14 protein-coding genes and 1 pseudogene are annotated in these 16,858 nt (G+C 62.3%); 9 read left to right on the top strand and 6 right to left on the bottom strand.

Annotation, left to right across the window (positions count from 1 at the left end):
- Positions 1–17 precede the first annotated feature (17 nt).
- Both ACFFWD_RS04595 and ACFFWD_RS04590 read left to right on the top strand, forming a co-directional pair.
- Positions 18–668 carry a glutathione S-transferase family protein gene (locus tag ACFFWD_RS04595; protein ID WP_376961896.1) on the top strand — a complete coding sequence of 217 codons (651 nt, stop codon included), beginning with the start codon at positions 18–20 and terminating at the stop codon, positions 666–668.
- 78 nt (positions 669–746) lie between these two features.
- Positions 747–1,400, top strand: a complete 654-nt coding sequence (locus tag ACFFWD_RS04590; RefSeq protein ID WP_376961894.1) for a glutathione S-transferase family protein — start codon at positions 747–749, stop codon at positions 1,398–1,400.
- Between the two features lie 27 nt (positions 1,401–1,427).
- On the opposite strand, the gene ACFFWD_RS04585 is transcribed toward ACFFWD_RS04590, so the two are convergent.
- Together ACFFWD_RS04585 and ACFFWD_RS04580 are read right to left on the bottom strand one after the other, a co-directional pair.
- Positions 1,428–2,318 carry an IclR family transcriptional regulator gene (locus ACFFWD_RS04585; protein WP_376961892.1) on the bottom strand — a complete coding sequence of 297 codons (891 nt, stop codon included), beginning with the start codon at positions 2,316–2,318 and terminating at the stop codon, positions 1,428–1,430.
- 112 nt (positions 2,319–2,430) lie between these two features.
- A complete protein-coding gene (locus ACFFWD_RS04580) occupies positions 2,431–4,560 on the bottom strand; it encodes an acetate--CoA ligase family protein (protein ID WP_376961890.1) in 2,130 nt (709 codons plus the stop codon).
- 216 nt (positions 4,561–4,776) lie between these two features.
- Between ACFFWD_RS04580 and ACFFWD_RS04575 the strand changes: the two genes are divergently transcribed.
- The 3 genes from ACFFWD_RS04575 (at position 4,777) to frc (ending at position 8,703) form a co-directional block, all read left to right on the top strand.
- Complete coding sequence (locus ACFFWD_RS04575) at positions 4,777–5,472, top strand: GntR family transcriptional regulator (protein ID WP_376961945.1); 696 nt, start codon at positions 4,777–4,779, stop codon at positions 5,470–5,472.
- A gap of 58 nt (positions 5,473–5,530) precedes the next feature.
- A complete protein-coding gene (oxc, locus tag ACFFWD_RS04570; RefSeq protein WP_376961888.1) occupies positions 5,531–7,261 on the top strand; it encodes an oxalyl-CoA decarboxylase in 1,731 nt (576 codons plus the stop codon).
- A gap of 164 nt (positions 7,262–7,425) precedes the next feature.
- Positions 7,426–8,703 (top strand): formyl-CoA transferase, encoded by a 1,278-nt coding sequence (gene frc, locus ACFFWD_RS04565; RefSeq protein ID WP_376961886.1) that lies wholly within the window; start codon positions 7,426–7,428, stop codon positions 8,701–8,703.
- Positions 8,704–8,764: 61 nt separating this feature from the next.
- On the opposite strand, the gene ACFFWD_RS04560 is transcribed toward frc, so the two are convergent.
- Positions 8,765–11,284 (bottom strand): hypothetical protein, encoded by a 2,520-nt coding sequence (locus tag ACFFWD_RS04560; RefSeq protein WP_376961884.1) that lies wholly within the window; start codon positions 11,282–11,284, stop codon positions 8,765–8,767.
- A 150-nt stretch (positions 11,285–11,434) separates the two neighbouring features.
- On the opposite strand from ACFFWD_RS04560, the pseudogene ACFFWD_RS04555 reads away from it, so the two are divergent.
- Positions 11,435–11,602 (top strand): annotated as a pseudogene (locus ACFFWD_RS04555) (formyl-CoA transferase); the annotation flags it as partial.
- Between the two features lie 89 nt (positions 11,603–11,691).
- Here the strand turns inward: ACFFWD_RS04555 and thrS are convergent.
- From thrS to ACFFWD_RS04540, 3 genes are all read right to left on the bottom strand, one after another.
- Positions 11,692–12,903 (bottom strand): threonine--tRNA ligase, encoded by a 1,212-nt coding sequence (gene thrS, locus ACFFWD_RS04550; protein ID WP_376961882.1) that lies wholly within the window; start codon positions 12,901–12,903, stop codon positions 11,692–11,694.
- Between the two features lie 358 nt (positions 12,904–13,261).
- Positions 13,262–13,504: a helix-turn-helix domain-containing protein gene (locus tag ACFFWD_RS04545; RefSeq protein WP_376961943.1), complete on the bottom strand. Its 243-nt coding sequence runs from the start codon at positions 13,502–13,504 to the stop codon at positions 13,262–13,264.
- 11 nt (positions 13,505–13,515) lie between these two features.
- Positions 13,516–14,073: a hypothetical protein gene (locus ACFFWD_RS04540; RefSeq protein ID WP_376961880.1), complete on the bottom strand. Its 558-nt coding sequence runs from the start codon at positions 14,071–14,073 to the stop codon at positions 13,516–13,518.
- Positions 14,074–14,285: 212 nt separating this feature from the next.
- Between ACFFWD_RS04540 and ACFFWD_RS04535 the strand changes: the two genes are divergently transcribed.
- The 3 genes from ACFFWD_RS04535 (at position 14,286) to oxlT (ending at position 16,623) form a co-directional block, all read left to right on the top strand.
- A complete protein-coding gene (locus ACFFWD_RS04535; protein WP_376961941.1) occupies positions 14,286–14,702 on the top strand; it encodes a DUF2147 domain-containing protein in 417 nt (138 codons plus the stop codon).
- A gap of 232 nt (positions 14,703–14,934) precedes the next feature.
- Positions 14,935–15,072 (top strand): hypothetical protein, encoded by a 138-nt coding sequence (locus ACFFWD_RS04530; protein WP_376961878.1) that lies wholly within the window; start codon positions 14,935–14,937, stop codon positions 15,070–15,072.
- Between the two features lie 255 nt (positions 15,073–15,327).
- Positions 15,328–16,623, top strand: coding sequence for an oxalate/formate MFS antiporter (gene oxlT, locus ACFFWD_RS04525; RefSeq protein ID WP_376961876.1), 1,296 nt, complete (start codon positions 15,328–15,330; stop codon positions 16,621–16,623).
- The last annotated feature ends 235 nt before the right edge of the window (positions 16,624–16,858 follow it).

Raw genomic sequence — 16,858 nt, 5'->3', positions numbered from 1 at the left:
CGACACGGGAGACATCCATGACCGTTCCGGAAATCATCGGCTCCGCCCGCTCGACCTACACACACGCCGTGCGCATGCTGTGTGAGGAAAAGGGAATAGACTATGTGCTGACGGAGCGGCCGCTGCGTGCGCCGGAGATCTGCGCGATCCATCCGTTTGGAAAAATGCCGGTGCTGCGCCATGGCGAGTTCGAGCTGTTCGAATCCAAGGCCATCGCCACCTATCTCGACCGCAGCTTCCCTGCCCCTTATTTGTTTCCGGCCGATCCGCGGCTCGCCGCGCTGACGGAGCAATGGGTCTCGCTGGTCAATACGCTGATGGACCAGACCCTGATCCGGACCTATCTGTTCGCCTATATCGCCCCGAAGACAACCAATGGCGAACCTGACCGCGCAGCGATCGACGCAATCATGCCCGCGCTCCACAAGCAGATCGATGTCCTCGACAAGGCGGTCGCAGGAACCGGCTATCTGGTCGCCGATCACTACACTTTCGCCGACATCAATCTGATGCCGATCCTGCATCGGGTGCAACTGGCTCCGGAAGGTGCAACGGCGGTTGCCGCGGCGACGCATCTGACACGCTACTACGAGCGGCACGCGGCGCGGCCGAGCTTCAAGACCACCATGCCGCCACCGCAGCCACCGCCGCGGGCAACGCCGGGCTGAAGCGCGATGAGACCAGGGTTTGCCTTGACAGCCTGCCAGCCCCGCGGCCGATGATGTTCGCCAGGGAGAAGTCGCACGATGACGATCATCATTACCGCCTTTGAACGATCACCCGATGGCGGCAAGGGACTGGCGCGCGATACGCGCGTTCGCTGGGCGCTCGAAGAAGTGAGCCAACCCTACGAGGTTCGCCTTGTGTCGTTTCGTGCGATGAAGGAACCCGCGCATCTGGCGCTTCATCCGTTCGGCCAGATTCCGACCTACGAAGAAGGCGATCTCGCCTTGTTCGAGACAGGGGCGATCGTGTTCCATATCGCCGAGCGCCATGTGGGCCTGCTGCCGGACGATGCCAATGCGCGGGCGCGCGCGATCACATGGATGTTTGCCGCGCTCAACACGGTGGAACCACCAATCCTTGAACTCGCAACCGCCAGGCTTCTGGAGGGCGATAAGCCCTGGAGCAAGGAGCGCCTGCCTCTGGTCGCGGATCGCGTCCGCGACCGGCTGAAGCAACTTGCCGCTCGCCTTGGCAGTGCCGACTGGCTCGATGGTGCGTTCAGCGCGGGCGACCTGATGATGGTGTCGGTGCTGCTCAGGCTGAAAGCTTCGGGCATCCTGGACGAATATCCGAACCTGGCCGGCTATGTCGCCCGCGGCGAAGCACGGCCCGCCTACAAGCGGGCTTTCAACGCTCAATTGGCTGTTTACACCGGCCAGCCACCGACCGGCTGATTGAGGTCCGCCCAGAGCTCGAGGTCGTCATCCGCGTTTGTCGCGAGGGAAAACCGCTTTTTCCGGATCATGCTCCGACTTCGCCCCGGGCATCACGCCGCCCAGCGCGGCCGTCAGCTCGGCGGCCACCTCGCGTACGGTCTGCCCGAGCGACGGCAGCCGATCGTCGGTCAGGCGGCTGGTCATGCCGGAGACCGAAATCGCGGCAAGCGGCTCGGCGCAATCGTTGTAGACGACGGCGGCGATGCAGCGCAGGCCCATGCTGGCCTCCTCGTCGTCGATGGCGTAGCCCTGGCGGCGGATCTTCTCGAGCTCCTTGAACAGGTCGCTCGGCCGCACGATCGACTTTTCGGTCATGCGCGGCATGCCGTGATGCTGGATGATGGCGCTGACATCGTCGTTCGAATAGGTCGCGAGCACCGCCTTGCCCACGCCGGATGTGACCATCGCGGCGCGGCCGCCGACCTTGGTCAGCGAGCGCATGATCTCGCGGCTCTCCATGCGGGTCAGCACGATGATGAACTCGTCGTCGACGACGGCGAGATTCGCGGTCTCCCGCGTCAGGTCGCGCAGCTTGCGCAAATAAGGCACCGCCTGTGCCGAGAAATTGCGGCGGCGGGCGAAGGTCGCGCCGACGGTGAAGGCGCGCGCGCCGACATGCCATCTGGAATCGGCGCGGTTGAACTGCACGAAGCGGCGGTTTTCCAGGGTCGCCAGCAGGCGATGCACGGTCGAGGTCGACAGCCCGGTGCGCACCGCGAGGTCGCTCAGGCGATAGCCCTCGTCGTCCTCGGCCAGCGTCTCGATGATGGATAGCGCGCGATCGACCGACTGCACCCCGCCGTCGCGGGGCTCGGCGTCATGCTCTGCACTGGATTTCGGCTCGACGGCCTTGCGGCGGATCACGGTTTTCCTCATCGCGACCTGCATATATCAGCCTATCAGACTATTGGCGCCCAACCCCAAACTTTCCCGCATGGTGGAAAATACCGCCCCGGAGCACATCCGGAGCGGCATTTTTGTTGACGGATCAGAGCAGGCCCGCGCCGCGGGCCCATTTGTACTTGGCGCCCAGCACCTCGACCGGCAGCTCGGTCGAATAGGCATAGGCCGGAATGCCGTGCTGGTAGAGATATTCGGCGGCTTCCTCGACCTCGACGTCGCCGGCGAGCGAGGCGACCATCGGCTTGACGAAGCCCTTGGCCTCCATCTCCTTCTTCACCTCGACCATGTTGCGGGCGAACACCATCGGCGGGGTGACGATGGTGTGCCAGTAGCCGAGGATCAGCGCGTGGATGCGATCGTCCGACAGGCCGAGCTTCACGGTGTTGACGTAGGTGATCGGCGGCTCGCCACCAGTGATATCCACAGGATTTCCGGCCGCGCCGAACGGCGGGATGAATTTGCGGAACGCCGCATCGAGATCCGGCGGCATCTGCATCAGCGACAGTCCGTTGTCGACGACGGAGTCCGACAGCAGCACGCCTGAACCGCCGGCACCGGTGATAATCAGCACGTTCTCGCCCTTCGGCGTCGGCAGCACCGGCACGCCGCGGGCGAACTCGAGCAGTTGCCGCAGGCTGCGGGCGCGGATCACGCCGGACTGCTTGAACACGTCCTCATAGATCTTGTCGTTGCCGGCGAGCGCGCCGGTGTGCGACGAGGCCGCCTTGGCGCCGGCCGAGGTGCGGCCGGCCTTGAGCACGACGACCGGCTTCTTCTTGGAGACGCGCTTGGCGGCTTCCGCAAAGGCGCGGCCGTCCTTCAGGTCTTCGCAGTGCTGCGCGATCAGATTGGTGTTCGGGTCCTGCTCGAAGAAGGCGAGCAGATCGTCCTCGTCGATATCGGACTTGTTGCCGAGGCCGACGATCGCCGACACGCCCATCTTCGCCGAGCGCGAGAAGCCGATGATCGCCATGCCGATGCCGCCGGACTGCGACGACAGCGCCGCGTGGCCCTTGACGTCGTAGGCGGTGCAGAAGGTCGCGCAGAGATTGGCCGGTGTATAGTAGAAGCCGTAGATGTTCGGCCCCATCAGGCGGATGTTGTACTTCTTGCCGACCTCGACGATCTCGGCCTGCAATTCAGGCGCGCCGGCTTCGGCAAAGCCCGACGGGATCAGCACCGCGCCGGGGATTTTCTTCTCGCCGCATTCGGCGAGCGCGCCCGCGACGAACTTCGCGGGGATCGCGAAGACAGCGGTGTCGATCACGCCGGGGACGTCCTTGACGCTCTTGTAGGCCTTGTAGCCGAGGATCTCGTCCGCCTTCGGGTGGATCGGGTAGATCTCGCCCTTGTAGCCGCCGTTGATGAGGTTCTTCATCACGGAGTTGCCGATCTTGCCGTCCTCGGCAGAGGCACCGATCACGGCAACGCCCTTCGGCTGCATGATGCGGCTCATCGCGGCTACGATTTCCTCGGTCGGACGCGGCGCCGGGCGCGGCTTGTAGTTGAAGTCGACGACGATGCGGACGTCGGCTGCGATCGCATTGGCCTTGGTGGCGAAGACGGGGTTGAGGTCGAGCTCGACGATCTCGGGGAAATCGCTGACGAGCTGCGAGACCTTGACGATGACGTCGGCCAGCGCCTCGCGGTTGACCGGATCGCCGCCGCGCACGCCCTTCAGCATCTCATGGGCCTGGATGCCGTCGAGCATCGAGAGCGCGTCTTCCCGGGTGGCGGGCGCGAGGCGGAAGGTGATGTCCTTGAGGACTTCGACCAGCACGCCCCCGAGGCCGAAGGCGACCAGCTTGCCGAACGAGCCGTCGGTGATGGAACCGATGATCACCTCGGTGCCGCCGCCCAGCATCTGCTGCACCTGGATGCCCTCGATCTTGGCATCGGCCTTGTACTTCCTGGCGTTGGCGAGAATCGTCTCGTAGCTCTTCTCGGCCTCCGCGGCGCTCTTGACGCCGACCACGACGCCGCCAGCCTCCGTCTTGTGCAGAATGTCCGGCGAGACGATCTTCATCACGACCGGGAAGCCCATGTCGGACGCGATCCGCGCGGCCTCGGCCGCCGATTTGGCGACCCCTTCCTTCGGCACCGGGATGCCGTAGGCGTCGCACACCACCTTGCCTTCCGGCGCCGTCAGGTTCGTGCGCTTGTCTGCCTTGACCGCATCGAGAACTTTGCGGACCGCATCCTTTGAATTTGACATTGGCTTCCTCCTGGGACAAATTTGATGGCATTTGGTATGCCAGAGACGCGATTGTCAAGACGGTTGAGTGCCCAGACATGCCGAAATCAATGGCATCTTGACATCGTGGTATTTGGCATGCCAAAAACCTTCAGCAGTTTCTTCTGCTAAGAAGACGTCTCCAAGAGGAGGAGACGAGTCGTGCCCGAACCAAAACCGATCAAGGCGTCGCCTGCCATGGCTGACACGGATATCGCCATCGTCCGGATCGCTCCGGAGACGAGCTTCAAGAACAAGGCCTACGAGGCCTTGAAGGAAGCGATTCTGAAGATGGACATCTACGCGACGCCGGAGCCCGTGATGCTCGACGAACGTGCGCTGTCCGAGCGTCTCGGCGTCAGCCGTACCCCGATCCGCGAAGCGATCGCGATGCTCGAGCAGGACGGCTTCGTGAAAACCGTGCCACGCCGCGGCATCGTGGTGGTCCGCCGCACCAAGGCGGAGATCGTCGATATGATCCGCGCCTGGGCCGCGCTCGAGAGCATGGCCGCGCGCCTGATCACCACCACCGCGCGCAAGAAGGACATCACGGCGCTGCGCGATTTCTTTAAAGACTTTAACGCCGATCGCCTGCCGCAGGATCACGTCGAGGAATATTCGAAGGCCAACATCGCGTTCCACCAGGCGCTGATCGCGCTCTCGGAATCGCCTGTCCTGGTCGACCTGACCAACGATCTGCTGCTCCACGTGCGCGGCTATCGCCAGCTCACGATCGGACGCAAGGACCGCACCGCGACCTCGCTGCCCGAGCATCTCGCGATCATCGAGGCGCTGGAGGCGCGCGACACCGAGCTCGCCGAAAAGCGCTCGCGGGATCACACGCTTGGCCTTGCCGCCTATGTCGAGGCGCACGGCCAGGAACTGTTCACTTAACCACGCACTTCGGACGATCTGATCGTCCGAACCAAGAACGATCAGGGAGACGAAGCCCATGCTGAATACCGCTGCGAAGTCCGAGGCACCGGGCACCGAGCAAGAGCTCACCGATGGCTTTCACCTCGTCATCGATGCGCTGAAACTCAACGGCATCAACACCATCTATAATGTGCCGGGTATCCCGATCACGGATCTGGGCCGCATGGCCCAGGCAGCCGGTATTCGCGTGATCTCTTTCCGCCACGAGCAGAACGCCGGCTATGCGGCGGGCATCGCGGGCTTCCTCACCAAGAAGCCCGGCGTCTGCCTCACCGTCTCCGCGCCCGGCTTCCTCAATGGTCTCACGGCGCTCGCCCACGCCACCACCAACTGCTACCCGATGATCCTGATCTCGGGCTCCTCCGAGCGCGAGATCGTCGACCTCCAGCAGGGCGACTATGAAGAGATGGATCAGCTCGCGATCGCCAAGCCGCTGTGCAAGGCGGCCTATCGTGTGCTGCACGCCCAGGACATCGGCATCGGCCTCGCGCGCGCGATCCGCGCCGCGGTGTCGGGCCGTCCGGGCGGCGTCTATCTCGACCTGCCGGCCAAGCTGTTCGGGCAGGTGATGAATGCGGATGCCGGCCAGAAGTCGCTGGTCAAGGTGATTGACGCGGCTCCCGCGCAGATCCCCTCGCCTGCCTCGGTCAAGCGCGCGCTCGATGTGCTGAAGGGCGCGAAGCGTCCGCTGATCATCCTCGGCAAGGGCGCGGCCTATGCGCAGGCCGACGAGGAGATCAAGAGCTTCGTCGAGAAGAGCGGCATCCCCTTCCTGCCGATGAGCATGGCCAAGGGCCTGCTGGCGGACACCCATCCGCAATGCGGCGGCGCGGCGCGCTCGACGGTGCTGAAGGAATCCGATGTCGTGATGCTGATCGGCGCGCGGCTGAACTGGCTGTTGTCGCACGGCAAGGGCAAGACCTGGGGCGAAGCGCCGAAGAAGTTCATCCAGGTCGACATCGAGCCGAAGGAAATGGACTCCAACGTCGAGATCGTCGCGCCTGTCGTCGGCGACATCGGCTCCTGCGTCTCCGCGTTCAACCAGGTGATGGGCGCCGGCTGGTCGGCGCCCCCGGCGGACTGGACCAAGGCTGTCGCAACCAAGCGTGAAGAGAACGTCGCCAAGATGGCGCCGAAGCTCATGAACAACAAGTCGCCGATGGATTATCACGGCGCGCTTGGCGTCCTGAAGAATGTCATCAAGGAGCGCCCCGACGCGATCCTCGTCAACGAGGGCGCCAACACGCTCGACCTCGCCCGCGGCGTCATCGACATGTACAAGCCGCGCAAGCGGCTCGACGTCGGCACTTGGGGCGTGATGGGCATCGGCATGGGCCAGGCGATCGCAGCTGCGCTCGAGACCGGCAATCCCGTGCTCGCGGTCGAGGGCGACAGCGCCTTCGGCTTCTCCGGCATGGAGATCGAGACCATCTGCCGCTACAATTTGCCGATCTGCGTCGTGATCTTCAACAATGACGGCATCTATCGCGGCACCGATGTCAACAACGCCAATTCCGATCCGGCGACCACGGTGTTCGTCAAGGGCGCGCGTTACGACAAGATGATGGAAGCCTTCGGCGGCGTCGGCGTGAATGCCACCTCGCCCGACGAGCTGAAGCGCGCGGTCAACGCGGCGATGGATTCCGGCAAGCCGACGCTGATCAACGCCGTGATCGACCCGGCGGCGGGCTCGGAGAGCGGCCGCATCGGCAACCTCAATCCTCAGAGCGTTCTGAAGAAGAAGTAAAGCATGATCCGGAAAAGTGTGAAGCGGTTTTCCTCGCGACAAACGCAAAGCGTTTGCGCGGAGATCATGCTCAAGCAAAGTGCTAAAGCGCAATTCGCGCTTTAGTCCCCTTAACCCACACCTCCCTGCGGGTGCAGGGGCAAATTGAGTACGGAGCAAAGACGATGACAAAGGCGCTTACGGGCGTTCGCATTCTCGATTTCACCCACGTCCAGTCGGGTCCGACCTGCACGCAATTGCTGGCCTGGTTCGGCGCCGACGTGATCAAGGTCGAGCGCCCCGGCGTCGGCGACATCACGCGTGGCCAGTTGCAGGACGTCCCGAACGTGGACAGCCTGTATTTCACCATGCTCAACCACAACAAGCGCTCGATCACGCTCGACACCAAGAACCCGAAGGGCAAGGAGGTGCTGACCGCGCTGATCAAGAACTGCGACATATTGGTGGAGAATTTCGGCCCCGGCGTGCTCGACCGCATGGGCTTCCCCTGGGAGAAGATCCACGCCATCAACCCGAAGATGATCGTCGCCTCGATCAAGGGTTTTGGTCCCGGCCCGTATGAGGACTGCAAGGTCTACGAGAACGTCGCGCAGTGCACCGGCGGCGCCGCCTCGACCACCGGCTTCCGCGATGGCCTGCCGCTCGTCACCGGCGCGCAGATCGGCGACACCGGCACCGGGTTGCATCTCGCGATCGGCATCCTGGCCGCGCTCCACCAGCGCACCAGGACCGGCAAGGGCCAGAAGGTCAGCGCTGCGATGCAGGACGGCGTGCTCAATCTGGCGCGCGTCAAGCTGCGCGACCAGCAGCGCCTCGCCCATGGGCCGCTGAAGGAATACAGCCAGTTCGGCGAAGGCATTCCGTTCGGCGACGCCGTGCCGCGCGCCGGCAACGATTCCGGCGGCGGCCAGCCCGGCCGCATCCTGAAGTGCAAGGGCTGGGAGACCGACCCGAACGCCTACATCTACTTCATCACCCAGGCGCAGGTCTGGGAGAAGATCTGCGACGTGATCGGCGAGCCGACCTGGAAGACCGATCCGAACTACGCCAAGCCGCCGGCCCGCCTGCCGCGCCTGAACGAGATCTTCGGCCGCATCGAACAATGGACGATGACCAAGACCAAGTTCGAGGCGATGGAGATCCTCAACAAGGACGACATCCCCTGCGGCCCGATCCTGTCAATGAAGGAGATCGCGGAAGACCAGTCGCTGCGCGCGACCGGCACCGTGGTCGAGGTCGATCACCCGACCCGCGGCAAGTACATCTCGGTCGGCAACCCGATCAAGCTGTCGGACTCCCCGAGCGAGGTGACGCGTTCCCCGCTGCTCGGCGAGCACACCGACGAGATCCTGCGCCAGGTGCTCGGCTTCAGCGATCACCAGGTCGCCGAGATCCACGACTCCGGCGCGCTCGATCCGCCGCGCAAGCAGGCGGCGGAGTAAGCATCGCCATCCGAACAGCACGAAAGGCCGCCGGTTTCGGCGGCCTTTCTGTTTTGCCCTGCTAGGGACACACAGGATTGTCCGCATTTTTGAGACAGCGCTGAATGCGCTGCAAGCGTAGCTCGATTTCAGGGAGCTTACTGTCGTCCATGGGCGCAGCAGCGTATTCTTGCCGCAGCTTCGCTAGGCGGGCGCTGACCCGGTCGGCAATAACACCTGCCAGAACGTCCACGGCAAGTCCGTCTTTGGCCTCAACAGGACCGGCTTGCGAGACGAACTTTGCGAGGTCGCCGCAGGTCGCGTCATCAGCGGTGCCGATCGGAAGCGCCTGCAACTCAGTTGGCCATCCCTTGGTGAGATCGATTCGGCTTCGGTAGAGTGTAGCCAGAGCGTCGAGGTAATGTTTGCTCTCGGCCATTTTCGAACACGCGGTTTTAAGTTCCTCTGTCCCGGCGTAATCCGCAAAGCTTGTCTGAAGGGCCGAGATTGCCTGCGCCGGCCATTCCGTCATCTTCACCTTGCTCAGATAGGTAGCGTTTGCCTGCTTGACGGCCGCCTTCACTTCATCGGCGGGCGTGACGACAGGTGACTCATATGTCCCTAAACCAAAGCTAGTGTCGTCATGCAAAGCGTCGTCCATGGCTTTCTGGAGCCAAGCGACGTTGCCCGCGGTTGCCTGCTTACCGGAAACAACGTGGCGATGTTGAACCGAGACTTTCGTGACGAGATTTCCCTTATCAGGACCGGCCGTCACGTACTGGGCCGAGCCTCGATACAGGTCGAAGTCGATATCGTTTCCGTCGTTGAAGAATACGTGGGTGTTTTTACGGTAGTCGCCAGTCTCCACGACCCCGAGGTTGCTCTCCGCCAGGTGCGCTACAATGGCTTTGGCTAATGGCTTAGCCGCCGCTTTTGCGTCCCGCATGTAGATATCCATGGCGACAGGTGCACCATACCTTCGGAGAGCGACCACGCTGCCGAAGAGCTTGTTTCCAGTGTCTTGAAGCCGCTTGAGCGATTCACCTGTGAGCGCCGATAGCTTGATCTTTTTGGCGCTCTTCAGCTTTGGTGCAATACCCCGGACCGCAAGATAGGTGTCGACTGCCCCCGACCAGCCCATCGGGCTCGGGCTCGCAGCCTGGATTGCAGATGATCCAGGCTCTCCCACTGACGCGCTTTGGTTCTTGAGCGAGGCTGCTAAAAAGCCCCGCAAGTAGTCTGGATCGAGAGTGTCCAGCCTGTCTGCCGCCTGTTCCGGCTGCAGATTTGGATCAAAAAACACGGCTCCCGTAAAGACATCATTCGCTGCATCGTCGGTTCCGTACAACGAGATGACCGTGAGGCACTGTGCAAAATCGCCGTAGGTCAAATATTTCGGTGCCTCCGGGTTCCGGCAGGTCTGAATCTGCACTTTGTACTGTTGTTTCAACAACGCCTGGAACGCTGAGATCGACAGATCGTATTCCTGCTTCTGACCGATTGAGAGGCTGTTCAGCCGAGTGTTGAACACATCCAACCGGTCGGTGATCTCGTCGAACCGAGTCTGCATTGATGAATATATCGTATCGAGAGCGCGATCGACACGATCGAATCTATCGTTCATTTCAGACTCGAGCTGGTGAATATCCGCCCTCACGGAAGCGAAGCCCGACTGCAGCAGCGCTATGGTTGGATCTTGACCGCCCGGTCCAAAGAGCCCCACGATAGAAAGTGCCGCATTTGCTATGTTGCCGCTGAGCAGAATCTTGGCAGCATCCGTTACGCCATTGCGACCTAATTCTACCACCGCATCGGCGATCGCACCCACGCTCTTTACACCAGTTGTGAGCTTATACTGTGCGTCAGGGTTATTTCTGAGAACGATTCGGCCAAGAAGCTGAACCGTTGAAACACCGGCAGCGATGCGTTCATGTTGCGCGGCAACCTGCGCAGCCTCGGCCTGCTTCTTGTTCGCATCAATAACAAGCTTGGCAAGTTTGTTGTGATCTCCCGTTAGCTGCGTGACCTGTCCCTGAAGGGTTTTCATGCCCCCCTTCAAGTCCTTGACGTCCGCTTTTATTACTTTGCCATCCTTTTCTAGTTGAACGACATCGGTGTTGATGCTGCCAAATATAAGGTCAACGTAGTCCCTCACGAGTTGATCGCCGACCTTGACGTCTGCCGATATTGCGTCGAATCGAATGTCTACGGCCGCCTGATAGAGCGTCTGATGCCAATCCTTATTGCAATCGCCAACCTTTGGAAGATCCGTCAGGTCGATAGTGGAGGAAACGAGCGAACCGGCAGGTGTGTACCCCGCGACAAGATTCACCATCCATGCCGCACCGGCCTTGCTCATGCAGTCTTGCCAAGCCGGATCCAGATCGCGATTTACGAACGCTTTGCCTCCACTTTCCTCAACAAATAGCGACCTCTTCTTGAGGTCGGCCGCGTACTGCGGCTTGATCTCGATCTTGTACGCGCCGCCTGCGATTTCCCCTGACTTTGCCCGCTCGACCATTATTTGCCGTTCCGTGTCAGTGAGCGCCGACGCGGCATGAGCTGAGAAGAGCAAAAGGAGAACGCCTATCTTAATCCGCATGAAAGCCCCCGTTTGAAAAGCGGTCCGTCTTGAGCGGACGCGCGAGCCACTCAGAAAGTATGTATTTAAACGGCCAGGCCGATCGGCCTGACATAGGAAACGCCCGATCATTCTCCTTTTGCACACCTGAATTATCAATAGCAGTCAGCCAACCCGATCAAGCTGTCGGACTCACCGAGTGAGGTCACCCGCTCGCCGCTGCTCGGCGAGCACACCGACGAGATCCTGCGTCAGGTGCTCGGCTTCTCCGACCACCAGGTCGCCGAGATCCACAACTCCGGCGCCCTCGATCCGCCGAGCAAGCAGACGGCGGAATAAGCGTCACCATCCGAACAGCACGAAAGGCCGCCGGTTTCGGCGGCCTTTTTTGTTGGAGTGGATGAAGCGGCTCGCGCCTGAAGCGCGTTTTACAGCGCTTCAGCCACAAGGGCGCCCGGCCGGGCCCTCGCCTGCAGGCGAAACACCGCCTCAGCCAGCGGAACGTCGGCCTGTGAGCCGTCGCGCTCGCGCAGGCTCACCCGGCCGTCCCTCATCTCGCGCCCGCCGACGATAGCCATCACCGGCACCGCCATGTCATGCGCTGCCACGATGCGCCGCGAAAGGGTATCGGCGCCGTCATAGGCAACGGCCCGGATTCCGGCATCCTCGAACGCCGCCACAACGTCCGCGCCGTATCCGGCCTGGTCTTGCGAGATCGGCGCGACCGCGACCTGGTCCGGTGACAGCCAGAACGGAAGCACGCCGCCATGGTGCTCGAGCAGGATCGCGATCATGCGGCCGAGCGATCCGAAGATGGCGTGGTGGATCATCAGAGGCCTCGCGCGGCTGCCGTCGGCGGCGATGTAGGACGCCTCGAGCCGCTGCGGCAGCACGCCATCGAGCTGCACGGTGCCACACTGCCAGGATCGTCCCAGCCGGTCGCGCAGCGCGAATTCCAGCTTCGGCCCGTAGAACGCACCTTCGCCGGGATTGATCTTGGGCGCGATACCGCAGCGGCGTGCCGCATCGCCAAGCTTCGCCTCCGACCAGTCCCAGGTCGCATCGTCGCCGGCACGAACCGCCGGTCGCGTCGCGAGCGCCACCTCGTAGTCGGGAAAGCCGAGGTCGCGGTAGACTTCATCCAGCAGGGCGATGAAGCATGCGACTTCGCCCTCGACGTCCTGCTCGCGGCAGAACACATGCGCGTCGTCCTGTTCGAAGGCGCGCGTCCGCATGATGCCGTGCAGCGAACCGGAAGGCTCGTTACGGTGGCAGGCGCCGAACTCCGCATAGCGGATCGGAAGCTCCCGCCACGAGCGCAGCCCCTTGTTGAATATCTGCACGTGACACGGGCACGACATCGGTTTCAACGCCATCGCCGCTTCGCCGTCGTCGACCCGGAACATGTGCTCGCCGAACTTGTCCCAGTGGCCGCTGCGGCCCCAGAGCTGCTTTGGCAATAGCTGTGGCGTCCGGACCTCAGCGTAGCCGGCGCGGCGCATCTTGCGCCGGACATAGTCCTCCAGCACCCGGTAGACCGCGTAGCCCCGCGGATGCCAGAACACCATGCCCGGCGCATCTTCCTGAAGGTGCCAGAGTTTGAGCTGCACGCCGAGATTTCTGTGGTCGAGATCGTCCATGGCTATGTTCCTCGTGATGGGAAAAAGCGCGGACGGGACCATCAAAAACCAGAAAAGGCCCCGTCCGTCGCCGGCGGGGCCTTTTCTGGGTGAAGTACGCTTGTCTCTAGCGCGCGCAGCCAGCAGGCGGTCCGCCGTAAGCGGTCGCGGTGGTGGTCAATGCGGCTGACAGAAGCTTATTCATGCGCCGTATATGGCGGTAATACGCTCGGGCGTCAACGCCAGCCGCTTGGCGTCGCGGAATATGGATGATGCGCGGGGACATCAACACTTCTGTGGCGCACGAACAATCGCTCTCTGCAACAAACATGTCTCGGCCAGCCTCACGGCGATGCTCCACGATCAGTCGCTCGCCGGATCAGCCACCCTCACCGCCATCCGCGTCGCCGGCCTCATCGCCCGCGACATATTCCAGGATATCGCCCGGCTGGCAGTCCAGTTCGCGGCAGATCGCCGATAGCGTCGAGAAGCGCATCGCCCGCGCCTTGCCGGTTTTCAGGATCGAGAGGTTCTGAATGGAAATGCCGATGGCGTCCGCGAGGTCTCCGAGGCGGCGCTTCCGCTTTGCGAGCATGACATCGAGGTTCACCACGATCGGCACCAGCATCCACCTCAGATCGTCAGCTCGTTTTCGGACTGCAGCAGGATCGCGTGCTCGATGACGAACTTCAGCGCCATCAGGAAAACCCCGCCCGCGATGGTGCCGACGTCGACATTGTAGGACGGCAGGAAGTATTTGACGTCGCCGATCTGGTGCAAGGTGTAGGCCACCGCATTGGTCGTGATGGTGTCGACGAAAGGCCAGACCACCAGGATGATCCCCATCCACCAGACTCCCTGCAACGTCTCCGACACGAAGATCCGCCCGCTCGCGAATCGATGCACCATGCGGTGAAGGATGCCGATCAGCACCGGATAGAACGAGAGCTGAAACGTAAACAGCGTCCAGAACAGCGCCTTGCCGGGGCCCGACATGGTGAGCGGGTTGACGACGATGCTGGCGCACTTCGCCTGTTCGCCGTTGAGGCTCTCGGCGATCGTGACGGAGGCCGTCGTATTGGCGCGGTAGGCGAGCCACATCGTCACCGGGAACGCCGCCCAGATCACCCAGAACGCCCGATCGAGCCGGCGAAACCAGAGCTGGCGCCGCTCAAGAACCGAATTCCCCATCCCAGCCATCCAAGAACTCATTGCCAATGCAGGCCATTTCCGGCCCGCCGCATCATGCCCTGAGAGCGCTGTTGACTCAACCCGGAACGTGATTTATTTAATGTTTATCATGAAATTTTTCACGCTGAGAGCGAACACTGGCGATCCCCTGCGATCACGACGGCAAACCTGCGGCCCTGAAGCGATTGGTCCGCGCTCACCTGACACGCCGCCTGATCGTGGCGCTGGCCTACATCCCGATTCTGAGCAGCAACGTCCAGGCGGCGAAGGCGAACGATCCGGCGGGCGTCTGGCTCACCCAGTCCGGCGACGCCAAGATCAAGGTTAGCCGCTGCGGCAGCGCGCTGTGTGGCCGCGTCGTTTGGCTGAAGGATCCGATCGACAAGGCGACCGGCAAGCGGCAGCTCGACGACAAGAATGCCAACCCGGCGCTGCGAAACCGGCCGGTCATCGGCATCTCGCTCTTCATCAACATGCAGGCGGACGGCCCCAACAAGTGGTCCGGCCAGATCTACAACGCCGATGACGGGAAGACCTACACAAGCTCGGTGACCCTGCTCTCCTCGGGCAGCCTGAACGTCCGCGGGTGCATGGGGACGTTGTGCGCCGGCGAGGACTGGACGCGATGAGCTGCGGGGCCTGACGCCGTCGCCGCGAACCGTCAAGGCCAGGACCACAGACGAAAGCCGCCGGATTCCGGCGGCTTTTGCTATCTGGGATGCCAATGAACCCAATTTGCTGCGTTGCACAGTCGCGTATGCTGCTATGCAAACAAATGCATTGTTCGTGGCATCTGGTATACATAGATTGTTCCCAGATGATGAGCCGGCACGTTGCTGGCCTCCAGGAAAGGGGACATCAATGTCCAAGACTGCTGCTATCGCGCTTGCGCCGAACGCCACCCTGTTCGCCCGCCTGCTGGCCTCGATCGACCGCCTGCTGATGAAGAGCGCGGAGATCTCGAACCGCAACGGCGACCTGCCGCGTTTCGGCCTCTGAGCCGGTCCGAAATCCCGCATTCGCGGCTCACTGCCCCGCCCGCAGCGCCGATCCATATTCAACCTTCGACCAATGGCCCCGAATTTCGGGGCCATTTTTTTGTGCATTGAACTAGTCTCCGCGCGCGGCCGATTCAGGCGTCTGCGGCATAAGCGCACGTTTGCGTTGTGACAGCTTGAACCTTGGCATATCGAATACCAAGATGGCCCTCGCGTGCCAAAACGAGAATGAGATAAGCGCGCGTTGGGAGGAGCAATGACGGAAATGGTTCAGGCAACAACGGCCCCGACAGCCGCCCGTGTCAGCGACACCTACCGGTGGACACAACTTGTGATCGGCGTCGCCGCAATGGTGATGATCGCAAACTACCAATACGGATGGACGTTCTTCGTCCCCGACATCCAGAAGACCTTCGGGTGGGATCGCGCGTCGATCCAGTGGGCATTCACGCTCTTCGTGCTGTTCGAGACCTGGCTCGTGCCGGTCGAAGGCTGGTTCGTCGACAAATACGGCCCGCGCATCGTGGTGCTCGTCGGCGGCGTGCTCTGCGCGATCGGCTGGGCGATCAACGCCAAAGTGACCACGCTCAACGGCTACTATCTCGGCATGATCATCGCGGGCATCGGCGCCGGCGGCGTCTACGGCACCTGCGTCGGCAACGCGCTGAAATGGTTTCCCGACAAGCGCGGCCTTGCCGCCGGCATCACGGCCGCTGGCTTCGGCGCAGGCTCGGCGCTGACGGTTGCGCCGATCCAGGCGATGATCAAGGACTCCGGCTTCCAGACCACCTTCCTCTATTTCGGTCTCGGCCAGGGCATCATCATCGTGCTACTCGCCTTCTTCCTCCTGGCGCCGAAGGCCGGACAAGTGCCGGCCGTCGTGCAGAATGCCAACGTCATCCAGACCCGACGCAACTATCAGCCGACCGAAGTGCTGCGGCAGCCGATTTTCTGGCTGATGTACTTCATGTTCGTGATCGTCGGCGCCGGCGGCTTGATGGTGACGGCGAACCTGAAGCCGATCGCAGTCGACTGGAAGGTCGACAACGTGCCGGTCACGCTGATGGCGGTGACGATGACGGCTGTGACCTTCGCGGCCACCATCGACCGCGTTCTCAACGGTCTGACGCGTCCGTTCTTCGGCTGGATCTCCGACATGATCGGCCGCGAGAACACGATGTTCATCGCCTTCGGCATGGAAGGCCTCGGCATCTACGCGCTCTATTTGCTCGGTCACGATCCGGTCTGGTTCGTGCTGCTCTCGGGCTTCGTGTTCTTCGCCTGGGGCGAGATCTACTCGCTGTTCCCCTCGACCTGCACCGACACGTTCGGCGCCAAATTCGCGACCACCAATGCCGGCATGCTCTACACCGCAAAAGGCACGGCCGCGCTCTTGGTGCCGATCGCGAACTACATGCAGCAATCGTCGGGCCATTGGGACAACGTGTTCCTCATCGCCGCCGGCGCCAACCTCCTGGCCTCGCTGCTCGCGATTGCGCTGCTCAAGCCGTGGCGCAAGGTCGTGGTCGCCAAATCGACCGCGACCGCCTGAGCCCAGCGGCACATTCCGAAAGCGAAACGCCCGGCCGCAAGCCGGGCGTTTCTCATTGGGCATGTGGAACCCTGATCCAAATGGAACCGCGCGGCGCATTCATTTTGCTGCAGTGCACCCCAAGAACGCGCTTGCTTTCTGGGATATCGTATACCAACATCCGCCCGACGCTAGCGACGATAAGTCGCAACATTTGCGACACCCGGTCACAACTGAAAGAGCGCGTTTGGGAGGA

The organism is Bradyrhizobium erythrophlei, assembly GCF_042430365.1.
Taxonomy (GTDB): Bacteria; Pseudomonadota; Alphaproteobacteria; order Rhizobiales; family Xanthobacteraceae; genus Bradyrhizobium; species Bradyrhizobium erythrophlei.
The sequence above is the reverse complement of the archived record's forward strand: the minus strand, read 5'-3'. Positions and strand labels throughout refer to the sequence as shown.

Excerpts from the sequence above, each read along its gene's own strand:
- ACFFWD_RS04595 (WP_376961896.1), top strand. The coding sequence starts at position 18 with ATGACCGTTCCGGAAATCATCGGCTCCGCCCGCTCGACCTACACACAC.
- ACFFWD_RS04590 (WP_376961894.1), top strand. The coding sequence starts at position 747 with ATGACGATCATCATTACCGCCTTTGAACGATCACCCGATGGCGGCAAG.
- ACFFWD_RS04585 (WP_376961892.1), bottom strand. The coding sequence starts at position 2,318 with ATGAGGAAAACCGTGATCCGCCGCAAGGCCGTCGAGCCGAAATCCAGT.
- ACFFWD_RS04580 (WP_376961890.1), bottom strand. The coding sequence starts at position 4,560 with ATGTCAAATTCAAAGGATGCGGTCCGCAAAGTTCTCGATGCGGTCAAG.
- ACFFWD_RS04575 (WP_376961945.1), top strand. The coding sequence starts at position 4,777 with ATGGCTGACACGGATATCGCCATCGTCCGGATCGCTCCGGAGACGAGC.
- oxc (WP_376961888.1), top strand. The coding sequence starts at position 5,531 with ATGCTGAATACCGCTGCGAAGTCCGAGGCACCGGGCACCGAGCAAGAG.
- frc (WP_376961886.1), top strand. The coding sequence starts at position 7,426 with ATGACAAAGGCGCTTACGGGCGTTCGCATTCTCGATTTCACCCACGTC.
- ACFFWD_RS04560 (WP_376961884.1), bottom strand. The coding sequence starts at position 11,284 with ATGCGGATTAAGATAGGCGTTCTCCTTTTGCTCTTCTCAGCTCATGCC.
- thrS (WP_376961882.1), bottom strand. The coding sequence starts at position 12,903 with ATGGACGATCTCGACCACAGAAATCTCGGCGTGCAGCTCAAACTCTGG.
- ACFFWD_RS04540 (WP_376961880.1), bottom strand. The coding sequence starts at position 14,073 with ATGGGGAATTCGGTTCTTGAGCGGCGCCAGCTCTGGTTTCGCCGGCTC.
- ACFFWD_RS04530 (WP_376961878.1), top strand. The coding sequence starts at position 14,935 with ATGTCCAAGACTGCTGCTATCGCGCTTGCGCCGAACGCCACCCTGTTC.
- oxlT (WP_376961876.1), top strand. The coding sequence starts at position 15,328 with ATGACGGAAATGGTTCAGGCAACAACGGCCCCGACAGCCGCCCGTGTC.